This is a genomic window from Streptomyces endocoffeicus (genome assembly GCF_016741935.1).
Lineage (GTDB): Bacteria > Actinomycetota > Actinomycetes > Streptomycetales > Streptomycetaceae > Streptomyces > Streptomyces endocoffeicus.
Genome location: NZ_JAERRG010000001.1, coordinates 1,475,683 through 1,499,799 on the forward strand (window position 1 = coordinate 1,475,683; position 24,117 = coordinate 1,499,799).

Sequence of the window (24,117 nt, forward strand, 5' to 3'; positions counted from 1 at the left end):
CCCCGGGGCCGTGCTCCGGGGGCGGTTCCCGGACGCGGCGCCTACGTCAGCGGCGCCGGCGGGCCGTCTGCGCGTCGATCCGCTCGTCCCAGTCGATGCGGTAGCCGGTCAGCCAGTCCGAGGAGCCGTTGCCCGCCCGGTCCAGCTTGCGCGGCATGGTGACATCGCGCAGGGCGCGCGCCACGGGCCCCTGCGCCGTGCGGCGGGCCATGCCCGCGCTGGCCGCGGCGACCTTCTCGACCCGCTCCCGGCGCAGTGCCTCGTACGCGGCGAAGGCCGACTGGGGCGTGCGCAGATCGCGCAGGCATTTGGCGAGCACGACGCCGTCCTCGATGGCCATCGAGGCGCCCTGTGCGGCGTTGGGCGCGCAGGCGTGCGCGGCGTCGCCGACGATGACCATGGCCTCTTCGGACCAGGTGGGGGTGGAGATGATGTCGTGGGCGGCGGTGGCCACGATGGTGTCGCCGGTGGCGCGCACCAGGTCGGCGGCGGGGGTGTTGTCCTCGGCGAAGAGCGTCAGCAGCCGCTCCCGCCACTGCTCGGAGGTGACGGCGGCGAGCTCGGCCTTGGACATCTCCTCGGCCGGGGCGTTGCAGAACCACCAGACCTCGCCGTCCGGGGCGGTGGTGCAGCCGAAGAACGCCTGCTTGCCGAAGATCATCGTGTAGGTGTCGGGGGCCGGGGGCGAGTCGGCGTCGCGGGTGTAGCCGCAGACGGTGTGCTGTCCGGTGTAGCGGGGCCGGGGCGCGGCCGCGTCGATGGACCTGCGGACGAGCGAGTGGATGCCGTCGGCGCCGATCAGCATGTCGCCCACGGCGCGGCCGCCGTCGGCGAAGGAGCCGACGATCCGGCCGTCGGGGCTGGTGTGGGCGGCGAGCAGCCGCTTGCCGTGCTCGACGCGCACTCCGCGGCGCACCGCCTCCTCGCGCAGCACCCGGGCGAGGGTGGCGCGTTTGAGTGTCACGGAGCCGAGGCCACCGTCCTGCGATCCGGACATGGGGCGGTTGCCGAGCCGCTTGCCGGTGTTGCTGATGAAGTCGACGCGGCCGACCGGGAAGGAGTTCTTCAGCACGGGTTCATGGGCGTCGATGGTGCGCAGTGCCTCCAGGCCGTTGGCGGCGACGACGAGGAACGCACCGGCGTCTGTGGCGTCCGTGGCGTACGTCTCGTAGACGACCGCGTCGATGCCGGCCTTCCGCAGGGCCATCGCGGTCACCGTGCCGGCGATGCCGCCACCGATGATCAGGGCTGTGGTCATGGTGCTCCGTGACGTGGCGTGGGGTGTCGTGTCGTGGGATTGCGACAGCACCATATGGCGGCCCGGAGCTCCCCGGGTCAAGAGCGGGACTTCAACTAACGGGCACCGGGCGGCATTTGGGGCGGAACCCGGCAGTACTTGAGACCAGCCCGCTACTTGAGCAGCCGGGACAGCCGCCGGTCCGCGAGCGGCTTGCCGCCGGTCTGGCAGGTGGGGCAGTACTGCAGCGAGGAGTCGCGGAAGGACACCTCGCGGACGGTGTCCCCGCACACCGGGCACGGCTGCCCGGCGCGGCCGTGCACCCGCATACCGCCGCGCTTCTCCCCCTTGAGGTCGGTGGCGGCCAGGCCGCGGGAGCGCTCGACGGCGGAGCGCAGCGTGGCGCCCATCGCCTCGTACACCCCCGCGATCTCCGCTTCGGTGAGGTCCGAGGCGAGCCGGTAGGGCGACATCCGGGCGGCGTGCAGGATCTCGTCGGAGTAGGCGTTGCCGATCCCGGCGATGACGCTCTGGTCGCGCAGCACCCCCTTGATCCGGTGGCGCACGCCGCGCAGCAGCCCGGCGAACGCCTCCGGGGTGAAGGAGTCGTCCAGCGGGTCCGGGCCCAGCCGGGCGATCCCGGGGACCTCCTGGGGGTCACCGACCACGTACACCGCGAGCCCCTTGCGCGTCCCGGCCTCGGTGAGGTCGAAGCCGGAGCGCTCAGGACCGGCCAGGAGCAGCCGCAGCGCGAGTGGGCCCTTGCCGGGCCGGGGCGGGGCCTCGGGGAGCCCGTCCCGCCAGCGCAGCCAGCCCGCCTTGGCGAGGTGGACCACCAGATGGGGGCCGTCGGTGGCCAGGTCGAGAAACTTGCCGTGGCGGGCCGCGGCCGTGACGGTGCGGCCCTCGAGCGCGCTCAGCGGCGGGTCGTAGGTCTTCAGGACGCTCACCGCCACGGGGAGGACGCGGGCGATCTCCCGACCGGCGGCGCGCTCGGCCAGGATCGCGCTGAGGGCCTCCACCTCGGGCAGCTCCGGCATGCCACCAGTGTGCCGCAGGCCGGAGCGGAACCACCCGCGGCGACCCGGGTGACCCGATTCCCCCCGGTGCACCGCTCCGGGCTGCGGCCTCGCACACTCTCCCTTAGCGTCTCATTTGTTCCCTATCGTCCCTGCCTGCCCCGTACGGAGCGTTCCCCATGGTCGACACCGGACAGCAGTCCGTACGCAGCGAGGCGGCACACGGCGGTGAGACACGCCTGGGCGAAACGGCACGCATGGGCGAGGCGGCACGGCACGACGTGGCACGGCACGAGGTGGCGGGCGGGACGGGGGGCGCGGCGTACGAGGGCTATGAGGCGTACGAGGGCGGCAGCCCCGAGGCCGAGTGGCTGCGCTTCCAGAAGCTGACACACGAGCTGATGCGGATGCAGCGCTACTCCGACGGCACCGACGGCTCGGGCGCCCCTCGGCCGCTGCGCGCCTTCCGCGGCAAGGCGGCGCTGGGCGTGGAGAACGCCCGGCTGCGGTTCCATGACGACCTTCCGCCGGAGCTGTGCGTGGGGTACGCCCGGCCGGGTGCCGAGTACCCGGCCGTGGTGCGGCTGTCCAGCGCGAGCGGCTCCGAGGGGTACGGCGCCACGCCCGATCTGCGCCGGCTGGCGGTGCGGGTCCAGGCCGGGCCGGAGGAGACCCACGATCTGCAGGCCACCAGCTTCCCGGTGTCCCACGCCGCCGACGCGCACGAGTTCGTGGCCTTCGCCAAGGCCACGGCGGGCGCGGGGAGCACGGTGGAGAAGGCGTTCGGGCTCTTCGTCCGGCTGCCGCTGGCGGTCGGCTGGGCCACCGCCGACCGGATGCGCCGCAACCTGCGGATCGCCACCCGCCACACGGTGGGCTCGCTCGCCCGCGAGACCTTCTGGAGCCGGGGCGCGATCCTGTGGGGCCCGGCCGGTCCGGTGCGCTACCAGCTGCGGCCGGCGCCCGGCGGTACCCCCGCTCCCCCGCCCGACGGCGGCGACCCCGACTATCTCCACCGTGAGCTGGCGATGCGGCTGTCCACCGGCGACATCGCCTTCGAGCTGTGTGTGCAGCGCTATCTGGACGACCGCCGCACCCCCGTCGAGGACGGCTCGGTGGAGTGGCGGGAGAGCGACGCGCCGGTCGTCCCGGTCGCGGTGCTCACCGTGCCGTGCCAGGACCTGGACAGCGCCCGGGCCCGGTCGGCGGCCCGCCGGGTCGAGCAGTTGGCGTTCAACCCCTGGCACACCACCGAGGAGTTCCGTCCGCTCGGTAATCTCAACCGAGCCCGTAAGGCCGCGTACGAGGCCGCCGCGGCGCACCGGCTCGGCCTGCGGCCCCCCGCCGCCGAGCAGCGGCCCACCGCGCTGCTGCCCGTCCCGGTCCGCGCCGCCTTCGACCTGCCGGTGCGGGCGGCCTTCGGCCTGGTCGACCGCTGTGTGCCCTGGCATCGGCTGCCGGCCCCGCTGGGGCTGCTCAACCCGGCTTCGCTGGGCCGGACGCTGCGCCGGCTCGGCCTCGTCGAGGGGGACGGCGCACCCGGGGCGCCGCGGCGCCCCGCCGCGGCCGGGGAGAGACCCCGGGTGGCGCGCTCGTACGACGGCCCGGCGGGCGACCCCGCCGTGGCGCGGAGGAACGTGGCCGGGGCCGCCTCCGGCCGTGGTCCCGCGCCGCTCCACCGGCCCGATCTGATCCATGTGCCCCACCCCGCCACCGTCGCCGGACAGCTGCTGCACCGGGAGCGCTTCCGGCCCGCCACCTCGCTCAATGTCCTGACGGCCGCCTGGCTCCACTTCCAGTCCCCCGACTGGGTGGACGGCCCCTGCCACCGGTGGGACGGCCCGCGGCTGTACGGCGGCGGGCCGCGGCTGGAGGACGGCCATCTGCCGCTGGGCCCGGGCGGGGTGCCACCGCTCGGCCCATCCGGCGGCTGGTGGCTGGGGCTCAGCGCCCTGCACACGCTCTTCGCCCGTGAGCACGACGCGGTCCGCGAGGCGCTGCGCCGCACCCATCCCTCGATGAGCGAGGAGTCTGCGCACCGCACGGCCCGGCTGGTGGTCTCCGCGCTCATCGCCAAGATCCATACGGTGGAGTGGATCCCGGCGATCCTCACCACCGAGCTGAGCGACCTCGGCTCGAAGGCCAACTGGCAGGGCCCGCCCGCCCATTGGCTGTCCCGGCTCGGCCGGTGGCTGGTCGAGGCGGACGCGCCGGCGGGCCTCCCCCGTGGCGTACCGGACCACCCCGAGCTGCCGTTCGCCCTTGCCGAGCAGTTCATGGCCGTCTACCGGACACATCCGCTGCTCCCGGACGACGTCGAGCTGTGCGACCACCGCCTCGGGCGGCGGACCCGGGCGCTCGGGTTCGACGAGATGCGGGGCCCGGCGGCCGAGGCGGTGCTGCGCAAGACGGGGCTCGGCGACACCCTGTATTCCTTCGGCATCGCCCATCCGGGCGCGATCACCCTCAACAACTACCCGTGCACACTGCGGCGTTTCGAGCGGGACGGCGAGATCGTCGATCTGCCGGTGGTGGATCTGGCGCGGGCCCGGCGGCGGGGCGTACCCCGGTACAACGACTTCCGGGCCCGGCTGGGCGCTCCCCGGATCCGCTCCTTCGAGGAGCTGTCCAGCGAACCGGACACGGCCGCGCGGCTCGAAGCGGTCTATGGCTCGGTCCACCAGATCGACACCACGGTGGGGCTGTACGCGGAGAACCCGCCCGAGGGGTTCGGCTTCAGCGAGTCGGCGTTCCGCGTGCTGCTGCTCATGGCCACCCGGCGGATCCAGGACGACCGCCTCCTGACCGTGGACTTCCGGCCCGAGGAGTACACGCGGCTGGGGCTGGACTGGGTGGCGAAGTCCAGCATGACCTCGGTCATCCTGCGGCACTGCCCGGAGCTGGCCGGGGTGCTGCCGCGCGGGGCGGGCCCGTTCGCGCCCTGGCGGCCGGTGGCGCCGTCCCGGTCCTGACCGCCGCCCCCGGGCTCTCCGGGCGGACCGCACCCGGCTGGACCGCACCCGACTGGACCGGTTTACCGACGCGCTATCGTGTGGCGGTCCACAGGGGACGGACGGCGGGGAGCGGTGGCATGGGCAGCGAGGCCGGGACGGAGCCGCCGCGGCGCGTCACCATCCGGGATGTGGCGGCACGGGCCGGGGTGTCCAAGGGAGCGGTCTCGCTCGTCTTCAACGACCGGCCCGGGGTCTCCCGGGCCACCCGGGACCGCATCTTCACCGCCGCCCGGGAACTCGGCTGGTCACCCCATCTCTCCGCCCGGTCGCTGTCCAACTCCCGGGTGGACACGGTCGGTCTGGCCATCGCCCGCCCGGCCCGGACGCTGGGCCTCGAACCGTGGTCCATGGAGTTCGTCTCCGGCATCGAGAGCGTGCTGGTCGAGCGGTCCTGCTCGCTGCTGCTGCGGCTGGTCCGGGATGTGCGCGAGGAGATCGCGGTCCAGGAGGCGTGGTGGCGGGGGCGGCAGATCGGTGGGTCCATCCTGGTCGATCTGCGGGACGGCGACCCCCGCGTCCCCGCGCTGCGGCAGCTCGGCCTGCCCGCCGTGGTGGCCGGGCACCCCTCGCTCGCGGACGGGTTCACCTCGGTGTGGACGGACGACGCCACGGCCGTCACCGAGGCGGTGCGCTATCTGGTGGCGCTGGGCCACCGCCGGATCGCCCGGGTGGGCGGCGCCCCCGGGCTCGGGCACACCACGATCCGCGAGGCCGCCTTCGGGGCCGCCGTACGGGAGGCGGGGCTGGGCGAAGGCCGCACGGTGGCCACGGACTTCTCGGGCGAGGAGGGGGCACGGGCCACCCGCGCCCTGCTGGCCTCGGCGGACCGGCCCACGGCGATCCTGTACGACAACGACATCATGGCGGTGGCGGGGCTTTCGGTGGCCGCCGAGATGGGGCTGTCGGTGCCGGCCGATGTCTCGCTGCTGGCCTGGGACGACTCACAGCTGTGCCAGCTGACGCACCCCACACTCTCGGCGATGAGCCACGATGTCTTCGGCTACGGGGCGCAGGTGGCGCACCGCCTCTTCGAGGTCCTGGACCAGACGGCTCCGCGCGCCCATCAGGCCCCCACCCCGGCGCTCACTCCCCGGGGCAGCACGGCTCCGCCGCGCCGGCGCGAGCCGTGACGCCCGTTGGCCACGGCCGTGAACCACGCCCGCGTACCGCCCCGTTGAACCGGTTCAGTCCTGCCGGAAGCGGTTGATGGCCGGGAGATGGCGCTCGCGCAGCTCCGGGTCGCGTACCCCCAGCCCCGCCTCCGGGGCCAGGCACAGCACGCCGACCTTTCCGGAGTGGCGGTTGCGGTGGACGTCCTGGGTGGCCGTGCCGACCCCCTCGAGCGGATAGACCTTGGAGAGCGTGGGGTGCACCATCCCCTTCTCGATCAGCCGGTTGGCGGCCCATGCCTCCCGGTAGTTGGCGAAGTGGGTGCCGATGATGCGCTTGAGCGCCATCCACAGATAGCGGTTGTCGTACTCGTGGCGGTAGCCGGACGTCGAGGCGCAGGTGACGATCGTTCCGCCGCGCCGCGCCACGAACACACTGGCGCCGAAGGTCTCCCGGCCGGGGTGCTCCACGACGATGTCCGGGTCGTCGCCGCCGGTGAGTTCGCGGATCCGGGACCCGAAGCGCTTCCACTCCTTGGGGTCGGGCGTGGTCGCGTCCTTCCAGAAGCGATAGCCCTCCTCGGCCCGGTCGATGACCAGCTCGGCCCCCATGGAGCGGACGAGTTCGGCCTTGCGCCGCCCGGAGACCACGCACACCGGGATCGCCCCGCCGTTGACGGCCAGCTGGGTCGCGTACGAGCCGAGGCCACCGGCCGCGCCCCAGATGAGGGTCACATCGCCCTGTTTCATCTGGGCGCCGTTGCGGGAGACGAGCTGCCGGTACGCGGTGGAGTTGACCAGGCCGGAGGACGCGGCCTCCTCCCAGGTGAGGTGGGCGGGCATCGGCATCAGCTGGTTGGCCTTGACCAGCGAGAGCTCGGCGAGCCCGCCGTAGTTGGTCTCGAAGCCCCAGATGCGCTGCTCGGGGTCGAGCATGGAGTCGTCGTGGCCGTCCGGTGAGCGCAGTTCGATGGACAGGCAGTGGGCCACCACCCGGTCGCCCGGCTTCCAGTGGCGCACCCCGGGCCCGGTGCGCAGCACCACACCGGCGAGGTCGGAGCCGAGCACGTGGTAGGGCCGGTCGTGGCGGGCCGCTCCGGGGTCGTCGGTGCGTGCGTAGCGCTCCAGGAAGCCGAAGGTCGGCAGCGGCTCGAAGATGGCGCTCCAGACGGTGTTGTAGTTGATCGCGCTGGCCATGACCGCGATCACCGCCTCGCCCGGCCCCGGTTCGGGTGTGGGCACCTCGCGGATGTGGAGTGACTTCTGGGGGTCCTTGTCCTTGGTGGCCATGCCCTCGAACATCTCGGATTCCTCTTTGAGGATCACCGCGCCCCGATAGGACTCGGGAAGGTCCAAGGCGGCGAAGTCCGCGGCCGCCGCATCCTCTGCCAGCGCGGCGCTGATGATGTCCTGCATGACAAGTCCTCCGATGTACCGCTCCGGGCACTCTGTGTCCCGGAGGCTATGGCAGCGGCCACGATCCGAATAACCCCCTAGCTCCGCCCGGGTGGCGCCCCCTAGGCGCCCCCCCTATACGGCCAGGGAGTGCAGACAGGCGATGAGCGTGCGGGCCTCGACGTTGACGTAATGGCTGTGGCGGATCAGGTCGAGCAGCTGACGCACGGCCATCCAGCGGTAGTGCGGCGGCTCCTCGGGGACGGCGCTCATCTCCGTCTCCACGACCAGATAGCGGTTGAAGGCGTGGAAGAAGCGGCCGCCCTCCTCGGAGAGCACGGTGTCGAACCGCACCCGTTCGGCCGGCGCCTCCACCACCTCCCTGAGGAACGGCGGGGTGGCCCCCTCGGGCAGATGGGTGTAGTTGCGCGGGGTGCACTGCACGGTGGGGGCCAGCTCCACCACGTCCGTGTAGCCGGGTTCGGCGCGGGCCTGCACCAGTACATGCGGCACCCTGTCGGCGTGGGCCAGCAGAAAGGCCGCCACGCCCGGTCCATGGGGCTCGATCATGGGCTGGGTCCAGCCGCCGACCTCACGGCCGCCCGCCGTCACGTCCACGGCCATCACGCTGAAGAAGCGCCCGCTCTCATGCGAGATGCGGTGGGCGCCGCGGTGCCAGCCGGTGGCCTTCCGCAGCGGTATCCGCTCGGTGAACACCTCGCGCTCGGTGCGCAGTCCGGTGATCCAGCTGAGGATGTCGGCGTCGCGGTGGAGCGTGTGCCGCCCCCGCCGTTCCGGCCCCGCGGTCTGGTGTGGTCCGATGGCCGGGACGGCCTCCACGGGGTCCAGCGGGGAGTGCGGCAGACAGGCCAGGACGCTGCGGGCGTCCATGTTCACCAGGTCCTCCACGGCCAGCAGATGGTGCAGTTGGCCCAGCGTCAGCCAGCGGAAGCCGTCGCGCATCTCGACGTCCTCGTCCGGCGCGACCTCGACCAGCATGTTGCGGTTGCGCTTGCGGAAGAACCAGCTGCCCTGCTCCGACTGGCGGACGTCGGCGAGCACCCGGTGCCGCTCCGTCCGCTGGAAGTACTCCACATACGGCACCGCCCGGCCCTTGTGCACCCGGGTGTAGTTGCTGCGGGTGGCCTGGACGGTGGGCGACAGCTGGAGCCCGCCGTGGTTGCCCGGCTCCATCTTGGCCTGCATCAGGAAGTGCGGTACACCGTCGAAGTCCTTGACCAGGATGCCCAGGATGCCGATCTCCGGCTGGTGGAGGATCGGCTGGCTCCACTCCGCCACCGGCGCCCCGGGCATCCGCACCCGGATGCCCTCGACGGAGAAGAACCGGCCGGTCTCATGGACGAGGTTGTGGGTGTCCGGCGCGAAGTCCCAGCCGCGCATCGCCTCGAACGGGATGATCTCGATCCGGGACTCGTCGGCGTCGGCCCGCTCGCGGAACCAGCGCTGGAAGTCGGCGAGCAGGGTCACCGAGCTGTCGACGGTGGCGGCGGAGCGGATCAGCCGCTCCTGGAGCGTGCTCACCACGCCCACGCCTCCGGTCCGGGGCCGCCGTTGCCGATCGGCGGGAACAGCCGGTCCAGTTCGGCCAGCACCTCGTCGGACAGCGTCAGCTCCATGGCCTTGAAGGCCCCTTCCAGCTGGTCCAGGCTGCGCGGCCCGATGACCGGCGCGGTGATGCCGGGGCGTCCCATCGCCCAGGCAAGACCCACCTCGGCCGGGTCGGCGCCGAGGCCGTCGCACAGCTTCTCGTACCCGCCGACGGCGTCCCGGTGGACCTCCAGCGCCTGGGCGGCCCGGCCCTGGGCGGTCTTCATCGCGGTGCCCTCGGCCAGCTTGCGCAGCGCCCCGCTGAGCAGCCCGCCGTGCAGCGGCGACCAGGCGAGCACCCCGACCCCGTACCGCTGGGCGGCCGGGATCAGCTCCAGTTCGATATGGCGGGTGACGAGGTTGTACACGCTCTGCTCGGAGACGATGCCGAGGAAGTGGCGGCGGGCCGCGGCCTCCTGGGCCTCGGCGATGTGCCACCCGGCGAAGTTGGACGAGCCGACGTAGCGCACCTTGCCCTGCCGGGTCAGCGTCTCCATCGCCTGCCACACCTCCTCCCAGGGGGCGTGGCGGTCGATGTGGTGCATCTGGAACAGGTCGATCCAGTCGGTGCCCATCCGGCGCAGCGAGTCCTCGCAGGAGGCGATGATGTGCCGGGCGGACAGCCCCGAGTCATTGGGCCAGTCGGTCATCGGGTTGAAGACCTTGGTGCCCAGCACGACCTTCTCGCGCCGGCCGCCTCCTCGCGCGAACCAGCCGCCGAGGAACTCCTCGGTGTAGCCCTTGTGCTTCTGCCAGCCGTACTGGTTGGCGGTGTCGATGAAGTTGACCCCGCGGTCCAGGGCGGTGTCCAGGATCGCGTGGCTCTCCTCGTCGCTCGCCCTGACCCCGAGGTTCAGGGTGCCCAGGCAGAGCCGGCTCACCCGGAGGGCGGTGCGGCCGAGATAGGTGTACTGCATCAGTGTCCTTCGGTACGGGCCGCCGTGGCAGCCGGCCGGCTCGAGGTGGCGGAGGCGGCCCACAGGTCGTGGAGGGATTCCTTGAGGGCCACCTTCGGGGACCAGCCCATGAGCCGCCGGGCGAGGCGGATGTCGGCCTGGGTCCAGCTGCCGCCCTTGCTGTGCACGGCGCCGCTCTCCTCGCGCACCAGGTGGGCGGGGACCTGGGAGGCGGAGATCAGCAGCCAGGCCAGTTCGCGCATGCCGAGGGCGTCGCCCTGCCCGATGTTGAGCACCCGGCCGGTGACCGGGCTGCTCGCGGCCAGCACCACGGCCTCGGCGACATCGCGGACGTCGATGAAGTCGCGCCGGTCGTCGACGAGGGTGACGGCGAGCGGAGTGTCCTGGGTGGTGTGGCGCAGCCGGTGGGCGAGTCCGCCGAGGAAGCTGCCCCGCGGGGTGCCGGGTCCGCAGACGTTGGTGACGCGCAGCACGCAGCCGTCGATACGTCCCGCGTCCGCCGCGCCGAGGACGATCCGGCTGCCGACGAGCTTGGTGCGGGCGTAGGGGGTGCGGGGGGCGGTGGGGTGGTCCTCGGCGATGGCCGTGCCGTCGGGGACGGGGCCGTACTCGTGCACCGAGCCCAGATGGACCAGGCGCGGCCGCCTGGGGAGGGTCGCCGCGGCGTCCACCAGCCGGTCCACGAGCGGGATGTGCGAGGCCGTCATGCTCGCCTCGTCGCCCTCCCAGCTGTCGCCCGCGGCGTTGACGACGAGATCGGCGGACTGTGCGGCCCGGACGATGTCCTCGCTCGGCGCGGATACCGCGTCAAGCGCCAGAAAGCCGACTCCGGGAATGGGTTCGGCGGGTTTTCTCGCGATTGCCAGGACTTCATATCCGCGCTTGGCGAGAGCTCTGCAGATATGTCGCCCGATAAATCCGGTGCCGCCGATGACAACGGCCTGCCGATCTCGGATGTGGCCCATATCGCCACCGTATTGGCGCCGCTTCGAGCGGAACAACCCCTACCCTCGCCCACCCCTATCGGGCACCCCTATCACGGCCCCGACCTGCGGTGTCATTCGAATAGATGTCGTTTATGGGCCTCGCTGACCGCTGCCGCGCGATCCTTCACCCCGAGTTTCTCGTAGACATGCAGAAGATGCGTCTTGACGGTCGCCTGGCTGATGAACAATGCCGCCGCGGCCTGTCGATTCGTGGCCCCGTCCGCGATAAGCCGGAGCACTTGGAGTTCACGGTCGCTCAGCGGCCCCTGGGTCGGTTTGCGGACCTGGCCGAGAACGCGTCCGGTGACCGCGGGCGAGAGGACGGACTGGCCCGAGGAGGCGGACCGCACGGCGCGGGTCAACTCCTCGCGCGGGGTGTCCTTGAGGAGATAGCCGGTCGCCCCGGCGGCCAAGGCGCCCATGACGTCGCTGTCGGTGTCGTAGGTGGTCAGCACCAGGATCCGGGCCTCCGGATCGCCGCACAGCAGTCGCTTGATGGCCTCCACGCCGCCCATCCGGGGCATGCGCAGATCCATCAGGACCACATCGGCCGGCTGCCGCTCGTACAGTTCGACGGCCTCGGCACCGTCACCGGCCTCGCCGATCACCGTGAAGTCGGGGTCCCGCTCCAGCACCCCGCGCAGCCCGTCGCGGACCACCGGGTGGTCGTCGACGATGAGGATACGGATGGGGCCGGGGGTGTCGCCACCATGGGTGTTTCCGCTCATACACCGGCTTCCTGGGGGATCACGGGGACGGCCGCGCTGATGGCGGTGCCCTCGCCACGGGCGCTTTCGATGTCCAACGTACCGGCGACCCGGCCCAGTCGGCGCCGCATCGCCACCAGCCCCAGGCCGTGGCCGCCGGAGGTGCCGGCCTCGGCCGCCGCGGCGGTGGGGTCGAATCCGACGCCGTCGTCGAGAACGTCGAGGACCACCACGTCCTCCATGTACGTCAGGGTGATGCCCACCTTCGACGCCCGGGCGTGCTTGGCGATGTTGGTGAGGGCCTCCTGCGCCACCCGGTAGAGCGTGGCCTCCAGTTCGGCGTGGAGCGGGATGGCGGTCCCGGTCGTGGCGAACGCCACCTTCGGCTCCCGCTCCTGTGACCAGCTCTCGACCAGCGACTCCAGGGCGTCCGGCAGGGTGCGGGACTCCAGTTGCTCGGGGCGCAGCGCCTGGACCGAGCGGCGCGCCTCGGCGAGGCTGTCCCGGGCCAGGTCCTTGGCCGCCCCGAGATGGCGGCGCCACACCTCGCGGTCGCCCTCGGCGTGTTCGGCGGCCTCCAGCTGCCGGATGATGCCGGCCAGCCCCTGGGCGAGGGTGTCATGGATCTCCCCCGCCATCCGCTGGCGCTCGTCGAGCACCCCGGCCTCACGTGCCTGGGTGATCAGCTGGGCGTGGAGTCCGGCGTTCTCGGCGAGCGCGGAGCGGAGTTCGGCCACGGTCCGTTTGCGCCGCTGGTGCTGTTCGTTGAGCCTGCTCGACAGCAGGTTGATCCAGCCGATCACCACGGTCTGGAAGACGATGGCGGCGAGATAGCCGACCACCGCGCCGGTCGTGGCCCGCGGGAAGCCGTCCGGCACGGTGTTGACGACGAACGAGGTGGCCGCCACGGACACCAGCGCCCAGAGGGTCGGCAGCAGCACCAGCGCCTGGAGGAACCCGGTGGCGGCGAAGATCGTGAACACCTGGTCCCGCGCCATCAGCGCGGCGGAGAGGGCGAGCAGCCCGGCGAAGTAGACGGCCGTGCGCACCGTGCCGTACGGCTGTCTGCTGCGGCGGCCCGTGGGCAGGGTGTAGGTGCCCAGGATCCAGGCGGCGGCCACGGCCGCGAGGCCCAGCGTGGTGAGCAGCCGCCGGGCCGGTGGCGGGCCGTGGACCAGGCTCAGGGCCGTGGACAGAAACAGCAGAAGGTAGGGCAGCCCTCCGAACAGGATGTCGGAGTGCCGCTCCCACCGTCCGCCGTCGTCCTTGGACGCGCTCACCTCACTCCCAGCGGAACAGCTTGGCCGCGGCCGCGGTGGCGGCCACCGCGATCACTCCGAGGACGGTCAGGTGCAGCGTCTGCGGCCACTGGTTCTCCCAGGAGTCGCGCAGCGCCTGGAGCGCGGCGCCCAGCGGGGTGTAGTCGCCGATGGTGGACACCGTCTCCGGCAGGTCCTCCTTGGGGAGGAACGCGCCGCCGAAGAAGAGGCTGGGGAAGAGCAGGGACAGGCCCATGGCGGTGGCCGACTTGCTGCTCGGCGCCACGGCCGCGATCACCAAGCCGATGGAGAACAGCGCCCAGGTGCCCAGGACGAAGCTCACCAGGAAGGCGGGGACGTCGCCGGGCAGTTTGGTGTCGAAGGCGGTCTTGCCGACGATGAGCACCAGCACCGCGGAGACCGCCGCGGTGACCAGGTTGATGAAGAGCTGGGCGAGCAGCAGGTTCCCCGGGTGGATGGGGCTCGCGGCCATGCGCCGCAGGATGCCCTTCTCGCGGTAGGTCGCGAGGGTCGTGGGCAGCAGGTTGAGGGCCAGCATCGTCAGACACAGCGACATGGCCATCGCGGGGACGAACGCGGCCATCGACGCCTTGGTGGCGGCGTCGTCGTCGGACTTGGCGGTGACGAAGTGGAAGATGGCCAGCAGCATGATCGGCAGCGCGATGACGAAGAACACCGCGGTGGGATCGCGCAGGAACAGCTTGCTCTCGACGTAGGTGAGCTTGGTGCGCCCGGACATGGCAGAAGTCTCCTCGGCGGCTTTAGTTGGCGGGCTTGGAGCCGGTCAGGGCGACGAAGGCGTCATCGAGACTCGCCTGCTCCAGGCGGAGTTCGTTCGCCACGATCTGATTGCGGGCCAGGACGGAGATCACGGCGTAGACGACATTGCCCTTGCCGACCACCGTCACCTGGGACTTGGACCGGGTCACACTGCTCACCTCGGGCAGCGAGGTGAGCAGTTCGTCGTCCATCGGAACGGACGGCTTGAAGCGGATGATCTGCTGTTCATCGACCCGGGACACCAGTCCGGAGGGGGTGTCCAGGGCGACGACCCGGCCGGATTCGATGATGGCTATCCGGTCGCAGAGCCGCTCGGCCTCCTCCATGAAGTGGGTGACCAGCAGCACGGTCACATCCTGCTCCCGGACCTTCTCGATCAGCTTCCAGGTCTCGCGCCGGGCGTGCGGGTCGAGCGCGGTGGTCAGCTCGTCGAAGACGGCGATCCTGGGCTTGCCGACGAGGGCGAGCGCGATGGACAGCCGCTGCTGCTGGCCGCCGGACAGCGATCCGTAGGCCGCGTCGGCCTTGCCGGACAGGCCCCAGTCCTTGATGAGCTCGCGCCAGTCGACGGGGTCGCGGTAGAAGGTGCTGTAGAGCTCGAGCGCCTCCCACACCTTCATCTTGGGGGGCAGTTCGCTCTGCTGGAGCTGGATGCCGATGGACTCGCGCAGTTCGGCGAGGTCCTTGTCCTTCAGGGGGTCGAGCCCCATCACGGAGATCTCGCCGCCGTCGCGCTTGCGCATGCCCTCGATGCACTCCACGGCGGTGGTCTTGCCCGCGCCGTTGGGGCCGAGGATGCCGAAGATCTCGCCCTCCTCCACGGAGAAGGACACGTCCTGTACCGCCACGTGATTGCGGTACTCCTTGCGCAGATTACTGACCTCGATCAGCGGCATCGGCCCGGGTCCTCCTCGCTCGGTTCGTTCACTCTTCCACCGTAGGAGGCGGATATCCCCGGGGGATCGGCCCATCGGCTGCCCACCGGGCTGATCCTCCCTCCACCGACCGGCCGATCGGCCGCATCAACCGATCGGTGGATGGGGGTACACCGGGCCGGGTCAGCCGCGCCGGGCGTGCAGCGCCCGGCAGACCTCGTAGGACGGCAGCAGACCGGCCCGTTCGGCCTCGGCCAGCCGGGGGGCGTTCCGGTCGCGTTCGGAGACCAGGTACTCCAGGTCCTTGGGCCAGGGCAGGCCGAGCGCGGGGTCGAAGGGGTCGATCTCGTGCTCGGCGCCCGGGTTGTACTCCTCCGAGTTGAGGTAGGCCGCCACGGTGTCGTCCCGGAGCGCGATGAACGCGTGGCCGAGGCCCTCCTCCAGATACACCGCCCGGTACGACACGGGGTCCAGCCGCACACTGTCCCAGCGGCCGAAGGTGGGCGAGCCCACCCGCAGGTCCACCACCACATCGAGGAGTTCGCCGCTGACGCAGGTCACCATCTTGGCCTGGCCCGGGGGTACGTCCGCGTAGTGCACCCCGCGGACGGTGCCGCGCCGGGAGACGCTGTGGTGGTTCTGGCCCAGGCGCAGCGGATGGCCGACGGCCGCGGAGAAGGCCGATTCGGTGTAGTGGGCGACGAAGGCGCCGCGCTCGTCGCGGTGGACGTCCGGGCCGAACTCGTAGGCGCCGGGCACCGCCAGTTCGCGCACCTTCACCGGCCGTGCTCCACGGTGAGCTTCTCCAGCACCGGCACCACGTCGTGCGGGGTGGGGGTGCGCAGATTCTCCTGGCGCAGCCGCTCGGCGGTCTCCTTGTACGACGCGTCCTTCAGCAGCCGTTCGACGCTCTCCCGCAGCACCTCGGCGGTCAACTCCGATGCGTGGACGACGAGTCCGGCACCGGCCTCGTGCAGGCAGGCCCCCTTGTTCCACCAGTCGGCGTAGCGGATGGTGGGGATGAACTGCGGTACGCCGTTGACCAGTGCGGTGCCCCAGGAGCCGAAGCCGCCGTGGTGGATGAGGACCGAGGCGCCGGGCAGCAGGGCGTGCAGCGGGACGAAGTCGACGATGCGGGTGTTGGCGGGGACCTTCTCCAGCGCCTCGACCTCCTCGGGCGGCAGCGCGGCCACCACGTCGATGTCCATGCTCCCCAGGGTGTCGATCATCTCGGCCACCGGCATGAAGGTGCCGCCCAGGGCGGCCCGCGCGGAGACCCCGGAGGTCAGCACGACCCGCGGCCGCTCGGGGACCTCGCGCAGCCAGTCCGGGATGTCGGAGGGGCCGTTGTAGGGCAGATAGCGGACCGGGACCCGCTGGACCGACAGCGGGACCTGGAGGCTGGTGGGGATCTGGTCGATGGTCCACTGGCCGACCACGACCTCCTCGTCGAAGGTGCGGTCGTAGCGGGCGAGGATGCCACCGAGCCAGTCGGCCATCGGGTCCTCGCGGCGCTCCTCGGGCTGCTCGGCGAGGCGGGCCAGGAACACCTCGCGCATCTTCGCGTAGATGTCGACGCACCACAGCAGCCGGGCGTGGGCGGCGCCCACGACGCGGGCGGCCACCGGGCCCGCGTAGGTGACCGGGTCCCAGATGACCAGGTCGGGCTGGAAGTGGCGGGCGTAGTCCACCAGCTCGTGCACCATGCAGTCGTTGTAGGTCTGGTACGCGAACATCACGCTGATCTTGAACTTCATCAGCACCTGTTCCCAGGAGTGCTGATCGAGCTCGGGGGTGGACCAGTCGGAGAGCGGGTTCTCCAGCGACTCGCGGTTCTGCGTCAGCATCTCGTGGAGATTGTGGTCCTTGCCGACCGAGACGGCCGTCAGACCGGTGCTCTTGATGGACTCGGTCAGCGCGGGATTGCTGGCGACATGCACCTCGTGGCCGGCCGCGGCCAGCGACCAGGCGAGCGGGACCATGGTGAACAGGTGCGATTTCTCGGACACCGTCGCGAAAAGGATACGCATCGTCGGTTCTCTCTCAGTCGATGGGTCGTCGGGGGCGGGCGGTGGCCGCCCGCAGGGTGTCCGTGATGACTCCGGCCACCGCTGCCTTCTGCTCACCCAGGTAGAAGTGGCCGCCGGAGAAGACCTCCAGCCGGAAGGAGCCCGAGGTGTGTTCCCGCCAGGCCGCCACTTCCGGGGCGGTGACGCGGATGTCACTGTCACCGGTGAGCCCCACGATGTCGCAGGCCAGCCGGGGGCCGGGCCGGTATTCGTAGGTCTCGGCCGCCTTGTAGTCGCTGCGGATGGCGGGCAGGGCCAGCCGCAGCAGTTCGGTGTCGCCGAGGATCCGGGAGTCGGTTCCGCTGACCAGCTGGAGCTCGGCGATGAGCCCGGCGTCGTCGCGCCGGTGGATGCCGAGGGCGCGGTGGTGGGAGGGCGCGGGGCGGCCCGAGGCGAAGAGCGCCACGGGCACGGTCCCCAGCTCCCCTTCGAGCAGTCTGGCCAGCTCGAACCCGACGCTCGCGCCCATGCTGTGGCCGAACAGCGCGATCGGCCGGTGTGCCGTATGCGGCTTCAGCGCCTCGTAGATCTCGCGCGCCAGCTCGTGGATGTCCTCGATGGGCGCGTCATGGCGGCGGTCCTGCCGCCCCGGGTACTGGACGGCCAGCGCCTCCACGGTCGGCGGAAGCAGCTCGGAGATCGGGAAGTAGAAGCTGGCGGCTCCTCCCGCGTGCGGCAGGCAGACCAGGCTGACCTCGGCCTCCGGGCGCGGATGGAACCTGCGGAACCACAGGCTCTCATCGGTGACGGGCAACGCCATGGTCGTCGTTCCTTATCTGATGTGGGGCGGGCGCCTGAAGCGGGGTGTCCGGGCGGGGTCAGGCGCCGTCGCGCTCCAGTCGCTCCAGCCAGTCCTCGATGGCCTGGGCGGTGGGGAGGGAGTGGTCCTCCATCATGGTGAAGTGGTTGCCGCGCACATCGACGATGTCGTGCGGCAGCTCCCAGAAGGACCGCCAGTCGGGCAGCTCCTCCAGCTTCAGCGATCCGGTGGACAGCGGCTCCAGCGCGCGCACCAGGAGGGTGGGGGTCTCGATCGGCTCGGGGTCCCAGCTGCCGAACATGTTGAGATACCAGCCCATGGCGGACAGCCGGGCGTCGTCCATGGTGACGAACACGCCCTCGCGCTCGGTCATCCCGTCCATGAGCGAGAGCCCGAACTGGTTGAGGATGCTGCTCTTGGGCACGTAGGTGTCCACCAGGACCACCGCGGTCGGCCGGACGCCCATCCGCTCCAGGTGTCCCGCCGCCGCGTGGGCGAACCAGCCGCCCGCCGAGGAGCCCAGGAGCACGATGGGCTGCCCGTCGGCGGCCTTCGCCACGGCCTCGGCCTGGGCGGCCACCACCGCGGCCGCCGTCTCCGGGAGGGGTTCACCGCGGCCGAAGCCCGGCAGCGCGAGCGCCGACACATCGCGCCGGCCCCGCTGCGAGGCCGCGAACCGCGCGTACTGGTGGATGCCCGCGACCGCCAGGCACGAGGAGAAGCAGAACATGTGCTGCTTCGCCGGGCCCTTGCTGAGCCGGACGGGCGTCGGCAGCTTCTCCAGGTCGGAGGTGGCGCTGAACCGGGGCCGCAGCGCGGCCGTGGCGTGCAGCAGGTCGAAGATTTCCTTCCACTTCCCGGTCTCGAACGCCTCGGTGTACAGCGTGCTCAGCGTGGTGGACTCCCCCGCCGCGGCGGGCGCCGCGCCCGCGGGCGTCCGCTCGGCCGGGCCCGGCTGCCGGGCCGCGGCCAGTTCGGAGCGGAGCCGGGTGGCCAGATCGGTGGGCGTCTCGTGGTCGAAGACGAGCGTGGCGGGCAGCCTCAGACCGGTGGCCGCGTTGAGCCGGTTGCGCAGCTCGACCGCGGTGAGCGAGTCGAAGCCGGAGTCCACGAACTCATGGGCCGGGCCGATGGCGGACGGGTCCGGGTGGCCGAGCACGGTGGCCACCTGCGCGCACACCAACTCCACCAGCACGGCGCCCTGTTCGTCCTCGGGCAGCGCGGCGAGCCGTTCCCGCAGCGCGGAGCCGCCGCCCGGCGAGCCACCGCGGGTGGTCGCGCCCGCCCGGCGCGCCGGTGTCCGCACGAGTCCGCGCAGCAGCAGCGGCACCGAGCCGGATCCGGCGCCCGCGCGCAGCGCCGCGAGGTCGATCCGCATCGGGATGAGCAGCGGGGTGTCCAGGGCGAGGGCGGTGTCGAGCAGTTCCATGCCCTGTTCGGAGGAGAGCGCGGCCACGCCCGAGCGGGCGGCCCCGGCCGTGTCCGCCGTGCCGGTCATCGTGCTGGTCCGCGCCCACAGCCCCCAGGCGAGGGAGTGGGCGGGCAGCCCCTGCGCCCGGCGGGCCTGGGCGAAGGCGTCGAGGAAGCCGTTGGCGGCCGCGTAGTTGCCCTGGCCCGCGCCGCCGAGCACACCGGCGGCCGAGGAGAAGAGCACGAACGCGGCCAGGTCCAGCTCCCGGGTGGCCTCGTGGAGGTGGAGTGCGGCGTCGACCTTGGGCCGCAGCACCGTGTCCAGCCGCTCGGGGGTGAGCGAGGAGATCACCCCGTCGTCCAGCACCCCGGCGGTGTGGAACACCCCGGTGAGCGGGTGGCCGTCGGGCACCTGGGCCACCAGGGCGGCCACGGCCTCCCGGTCGGCGGTGTCGCACGCCGCCACGGTCACGGTCGCGCCGAGCGCGGTCAGCTCCTCGCGCAGCCGCCCGGCCCCCTCGGCGGCCGGTCCCCGGCGGCTGGTCAGCAGCAGATGGCGGACGCCGTGGCGGGTCACCAGGTGGCGGGCGAGCAGCCCGCCGAGCGTACCGGTGGCGCCGGTGATCAGCACGGTGCCCTCGGGGTCCAGCGCACGCGTGGCGCCGGCGGCGCCCTGGGCGCGGGCGAGCCGCGGGGTGTGCGGCTGTCCGGCGCGCAGCGCGAGCTGCGGCTCCCCGGAGGGGAGGACCGCCGGGAGGGCCCGCACGGACTCCTCGTGCTCGTCGAGGTCGACGAGGGTGAACCGGTCGGGGTTCTCCGACTGCGCCGAGCGCACCAGGCCCCAGACGGCGGCGCCCGGCAGATCGGTGACCTCCGCGCCGGGCGCGGTGGCCACCGCGCCACGGGTGACGAACACCAGCCGGGAGTCGGCGAACCGCTCGTCGGCCGACCAGTTCCGGGCCAGCTCCAGGGCGGTGCGCAGGGAGTCCCGTACCGCGCCGGCCGGTGCGCCGGGCCCGGTGGCGCAGGAGACCAGGACCGCCGCGGGGGCGGCCGTACCCGCGTCGACGGCCGCGCCCAGCGACTCCAGGTCCACATAGGACTCCAGGTGGACCCCGGCCGCGAAGAGGCTCTCGGTGACCTCAAGACCGTCGTCGCCGACCAGCGCGGCCCGGGTCAGCGGGGTGGGCCGGTCGGAGCCCGCGAGCGCGGGCCAGTCGAGCTGGAACAGCGACTCGCTGCTCGCGGCGCGGGCGCCGCTGAGCTGATCGCCGGTCATCTTCCGCAGCAGCAGGCCCTCGACGGTGGCCACCGGGCGGCCGGTGGGGTCGGCCACCGCGAGCGCCACGGTGTCCTCCCCGGCCGGGGAGATCCGCACCCGCACCTCGTCGGCCCCGGCGGCGTGCAGCGACACCCCGGTCCAGGAGAACGGCAGCCGCCCCTGCGCGGTCTCGGGGTCCTCCCCGGCGAAGAGGGTGCCGAGCGCGATGCCGTGCAGGGAGGCGTCGAGCAGGGCCGGGTGGATCCCGTACCCGGCGGCGGCCGTCCGCTGCTCCTGGGCCAGCCGCACCTCGGCGAACACCTCGTCGCCGCGCAGCCAGGCGGCGCGCAGGCCCCGGAAGGCCGGACCGTAGCCGAACCCGCCCGCCGCGTACCGCTCGTACATGTCGCTGACGTCGAGTTCGGTGGCGTCCGCCGGAGGCCATGCGGTCAGCTCGGCGGGGGCACCCGGGGTGGCGGTGGCGAGCGTGCCGGTGGCGTGCGGGGTCCACGGCTCGCCGAACCCGGCGCCCTCGGGGCGGGAGTGGACGTTCAGCGGGCGGCGTCCGCTCTCGTCGGGTTCGCCGACCGTCACCCGGAGGGTGAGCGCGCCACGCGCGGGGAGGATCAGCGGGGCCTGGAGGGTCAGCTCCTCGACCTGGTCGCAGCCGACCTGGTCACCGGCCTGGATCCCGAGCTCGAGGAACGCGGTGCCGGGGAAGAGGACCGTGCCGGAGACGGCGTGGTCGGCCAGCCAGGGCTGGGCGGCCAGGGACAGCCGCCCGGTGAGCACCAGGCCGTCGGTGTCGGCGAGTTCGACGGCGGCGCCCAGCAGCGGATGCCCGGCCGAGCCCAGCCCCGCCGAGGTCACATCGCCCGCCCGGTCCGAGCCGTCCAGCCAGTAGCGCTGCCGCTGGAAGGCGTACGTGGGCAGCTCCACCCGGTGGGCGCCGCGGCCCGCGAACACCCGCTCCCAGTCCACCTCGCCACCGTGGGCGTGCACCCGGCCCACCCCGGCCAGCAGCGACTCGGCCTCGTCGCGGTCCTTGTGCAGCAGGGTGACGAACGCGGCGGCGTCGGGGTCGGCGACGCACTCCTGCCCCAGCACGGACAGCACACCGGACGGGCCGACCTCCACATAGCGGGTCACGCCCCGGTCCTCGAGGAACCGCACCCCGTCCCGGAACCGCACCGGCTGCCGCACATGGCGCACCCAGTACTCGGGCGAGCACAGCTCCTCGGCCACCGCCTCGCCGGTCACATTGGACACCACCGCGATCCGGGGGGTGGTGTAGGTCAGCTCACCGGCGACCTTGGCGAACTCCTCCAGCATGGGGTCCATCAGCGGCGAGTGGGCGGCGACGCCGATCCGCAGCCGCTTGCTCCTGCCGCCGACCGCGTCCGCGATCCGCAGGACGGCCTTCTCCTCGCCGGAGATCACCGTGGCGGCCGGGCCGTTGACCGCGCCCAAGGACACCTGATCCTCCTCGCCCTCCAGATGGGGCAGCACCTCGGCCTCGGCGGTCCGCAGCGAGACCATCGCGCCTCCGGCGGGCAGCGCGTCCATCAGCCGGCCCCGGGCCGCGACCAGCGCACACGCGTCCTCCAGCGAGAACACGCCCGCCACATGGGCCGCCGCCAGCTCGCCCACCGAGTGGCCGACCAGGAAGTCCGCGGTCACGCCCCAGGACTCCAGCAGCCGGTACAGCGCCACCTCGACGGCGAAGAGACCGGTCTGGGTGTAGAGGGTCCGGTCGAGCAGTTCGGCGTCCTCGCCGAAGACCACGTCCCGAACCGCGTGCCCGACATGGCCGTCCAGGTGGCGGTCGAGCTCGGCGCAGACGGTGTCGAACGCGGCGGCGAAGACCGGGAAGGCGGTGTGCAGGGCGCGTCCCATGCCGAGCCGCTGTGCGCCCTGCCCGGTGAACAGGAACGCCGTCCGGCCCGCACCGGCCACCGCGCCGGAGGTGACGCCGGAGGCCAACTGGTCCAGTCCGCCGAGCAGTTCGGTACGGTTCGATCCCACGACCACCGCGCGGTGGGCGAAGGCGGAGCGGGTGAGCGCCAGCGAGTAGCCGATGTCCACGGGGGACGGCTCGGGCGCGCCCGCCATGTAGGACCGCAGCCGCGCGGCCTGGGCCCGCAGGGCCTCCTCGGTCCGCCCCGACAGCGGCCACGGCACCAGGCCGGACACGGTGGCGGACACGGCGGCGGGCACGGTCTCCGCGGGTGTCGCTTCCGCGGGTGCTTCGTCGGCGGGTGGCTCGTCCGCGGACGTCTCGTCCGCGGTCTCCTCGGCGGGGGCCTGCTCCAGGATCACATGGGCGTTGGTGCCGCTGAAGCCGAAGGCGGACACCGCGGCGCGGCGCGGCCGTTCGGCCTCCGGCTCGGGCCACGGCCGGGCCTCGGCCAGCAGCCGTACCGCGCCCGACTCCCAGTCCACGTTGGGCGTCGGCTCCTCGGCGTGCAGGGTCTTGGGCAGCACGCCGTGCCGCAGCGCCAGCACCGTCTTGATGACCCCGCCGACGCCCGCGGCGGCCTGGGTGTGGCCGATGTTGGACTTCAGCGAGCCGAGCCACAGCGGCCGGTCCTCGGGGCGGTCCTGGCCGTAGGTGGCGAGCAGCGCTCCCGCCTCGATGGGGTCGCCGAGCGGGGTGCCGGTGCCGTGTGCCTCGACCGCGTCCACATCGGCCGCGGTCAGCCCGGCGTCGGCCAGCGCCTGCCGGATGACCCGCTGCTGGGAGGGGCCGTTGGGCGCGGTGAGCCCGCTGCTGGCGCCGTCCTGGTTGGTGGCGGAGCCCGTGACGACCGCGAGCACCTGGTGGCCGTCGCGCCGCGCGTCCGACAGCCGCTCCACGAGCAGCATGCCCACGCCCTCGCCCCAGCCGGTGCCGTCGGCGGAGGCGGCGAACGCCTTGCAGCGGCCGTCGGACGCGAGCCCGCGCTGGCGGCTGAAGTCCACGAAGGCCACCGGCGTGGACATCACCATCGACCCGCCGACCAGGGCCAGGGAGCACTCCCCCCGGCGCAGCGCCTGAGCGGCGAGGTGCAGGGCCACCAGCGAGGACGAGCAGGCGGTGTCCACGGTGACCGCGGGCCCTTCGAGACCGAAGGTGTAGGCGATACGGCCGGAGGCGATGCTGCCGGAGCCACCGCTGCCCACGTACCCCTCGACATCGTCGGGCACCTGGCGCAGCCGGGTCGCGTAGTCCTGGTACATCACGCCCGCGAAGACGCCGGTGCGGCTGCCGCGCAGCGTGGCCGGGTCGACCCCGGCGCGCTCCATGGCCTCCCACGCGGTCTCCAGCAGCAGCCGCTGCTGCGGGTCCATGGCTAGGGCCTCGCGCGGGGAGATGCCGAAGAACGCGGGGTCGAAGTGGTCGGCGTCGGAGACGAAGCCGCCTTCCCTGGCATAGCTCGTCCCCGGCTGGTCGGGGTCCGGGTCGTAGAGGGCCTCCAGGTCCCAGCCCCGGTCGGCGGGGAACTCGGTGACCGCGTCACGGCCGTTCGCCACCAGCTCCCACAGGTCCTCCGGTGAGGCCACGCCACCGGGGTAACGGCAGGCCATCCCGACGATGGCGATGGGCTCGTGGTCCTTTGCCTCGGCCTCCTGGAGGCGCTGGCGAGTGCGGTGCAGATCCGTGGTCACTCGCTTGAGGTAGTCGCGGAGCTTTGCCTCGCTCACCGTTTA

At 72.6% G+C, this 24,117-nt stretch carries 16 protein-coding genes; 2 read left to right on the forward strand and 14 right to left on the reverse strand.

What is annotated here, in order from left to right; genetic code table 11:
- Positions 1–46: 46 nt before the first annotated feature.
- A complete protein-coding gene (locus tag JK364_RS05570; protein ID WP_201848030.1) occupies positions 47–1,258 on the reverse strand; it encodes an FAD-dependent monooxygenase in 1,212 nt (403 codons plus the stop codon).
- Positions 1,259–1,410: 152 nt separating this feature from the next.
- On the reverse strand, positions 1,411–2,277 hold the full coding sequence (locus JK364_RS05575) for an Fpg/Nei family DNA glycosylase (protein ID WP_201848032.1): 867 nt from the start codon (positions 2,275–2,277) through the stop codon (positions 1,411–1,413).
- Positions 2,278–2,435: 158 nt separating this feature from the next.
- Between JK364_RS05575 and JK364_RS05580 the strand changes: the two genes are divergently transcribed.
- Together JK364_RS05580 and JK364_RS05585 are read left to right on the forward strand one after the other, a co-directional pair.
- Positions 2,436–5,228: a peroxidase family protein gene (locus JK364_RS05580; RefSeq protein WP_201848034.1), complete on the forward strand. Its 2,793-nt coding sequence runs from the start codon at positions 2,436–2,438 to the stop codon at positions 5,226–5,228.
- Positions 5,229–5,347: 119 nt separating this feature from the next.
- Positions 5,348–6,400 (forward strand): LacI family DNA-binding transcriptional regulator, encoded by a 1,053-nt coding sequence (locus JK364_RS05585; RefSeq protein WP_201848035.1) that lies wholly within the window; start codon positions 5,348–5,350, stop codon positions 6,398–6,400.
- Between the two features lie 54 nt (positions 6,401–6,454).
- On the opposite strand, the gene ccrA is transcribed toward JK364_RS05585, so the two are convergent.
- From ccrA to JK364_RS05645, 12 genes are all read right to left on the reverse strand, one after another.
- Entirely contained in the window at positions 6,455–7,795 is a 1,341-nt protein-coding gene (ccrA, locus tag JK364_RS05590) for a crotonyl-CoA carboxylase/reductase (protein ID WP_201848037.1), read from the reverse strand.
- A gap of 114 nt (positions 7,796–7,909) precedes the next feature.
- Positions 7,910–9,319 (reverse strand): NDP-hexose 2,3-dehydratase family protein, encoded by a 1,410-nt coding sequence (locus JK364_RS05595; protein ID WP_201848039.1) that lies wholly within the window; start codon positions 9,317–9,319, stop codon positions 7,910–7,912.
- A complete protein-coding gene (locus tag JK364_RS05600; protein WP_201848041.1) occupies positions 9,313–10,299 on the reverse strand; it encodes an aldo/keto reductase in 987 nt (328 codons plus the stop codon). Before JK364_RS05600 ends, JK364_RS05595 begins: the two co-directional genes overlap by 7 nt.
- On the reverse strand, positions 10,299–11,264 hold the full coding sequence (locus tag JK364_RS05605) for an NAD-dependent epimerase/dehydratase family protein (RefSeq protein ID WP_230991313.1): 966 nt from the start codon (positions 11,262–11,264) through the stop codon (positions 10,299–10,301). The genes JK364_RS05600 and JK364_RS05605 overlap by 1 nt, the downstream gene beginning before the upstream one ends.
- A 92-nt stretch (positions 11,265–11,356) precedes the next feature.
- Positions 11,357–12,013, reverse strand: coding sequence for a response regulator (locus tag JK364_RS05610; RefSeq protein WP_201848043.1), 657 nt, complete (start codon positions 12,011–12,013; stop codon positions 11,357–11,359).
- On the reverse strand, positions 12,010–13,272 hold the full coding sequence (locus JK364_RS57485) for a sensor histidine kinase (RefSeq protein WP_201848045.1): 1,263 nt from the start codon (positions 13,270–13,272) through the stop codon (positions 12,010–12,012). The genes JK364_RS05610 and JK364_RS57485 overlap by 4 nt, the downstream gene beginning before the upstream one ends.
- 1 nt (position 13,273) lies before the next feature.
- The gene (locus JK364_RS05620) at positions 13,274–14,011 is read right to left on the reverse strand and encodes an ABC transporter permease (RefSeq protein ID WP_201848047.1); all 738 of its coding nucleotides are present in this window, start codon (positions 14,009–14,011) and stop codon (positions 13,274–13,276) included.
- Positions 14,012–14,033: 22 nt separating this feature from the next.
- Positions 14,034–14,948: an ABC transporter ATP-binding protein gene (locus JK364_RS05625; RefSeq protein ID WP_201848048.1), complete on the reverse strand. Its 915-nt coding sequence runs from the start codon at positions 14,946–14,948 to the stop codon at positions 14,034–14,036.
- Between the two features lie 162 nt (positions 14,949–15,110).
- On the reverse strand, positions 15,111–15,707 hold the full coding sequence (locus JK364_RS05630; protein WP_201848050.1) for a dTDP-4-dehydrorhamnose 3,5-epimerase family protein: 597 nt from the start codon (positions 15,705–15,707) through the stop codon (positions 15,111–15,113).
- Positions 15,704–16,936 (reverse strand): activator-dependent family glycosyltransferase, encoded by a 1,233-nt coding sequence (locus JK364_RS05635; protein ID WP_201848052.1) that lies wholly within the window; start codon positions 16,934–16,936, stop codon positions 15,704–15,706. Before JK364_RS05635 ends, JK364_RS05630 begins: the two co-directional genes overlap by 4 nt.
- A 34-nt stretch (positions 16,937–16,970) precedes the next feature.
- On the reverse strand, positions 16,971–17,756 hold the full coding sequence (locus JK364_RS05640) for a thioesterase II family protein (RefSeq protein ID WP_230991314.1): 786 nt from the start codon (positions 17,754–17,756) through the stop codon (positions 16,971–16,973).
- A gap of 58 nt (positions 17,757–17,814) precedes the next feature.
- Entirely contained in the window at positions 17,815–24,111 is a 6,297-nt protein-coding gene (locus JK364_RS05645; RefSeq protein WP_201848053.1) for a type I polyketide synthase, read from the reverse strand.
- Positions 24,112–24,117 lie beyond the last annotated feature (6 nt).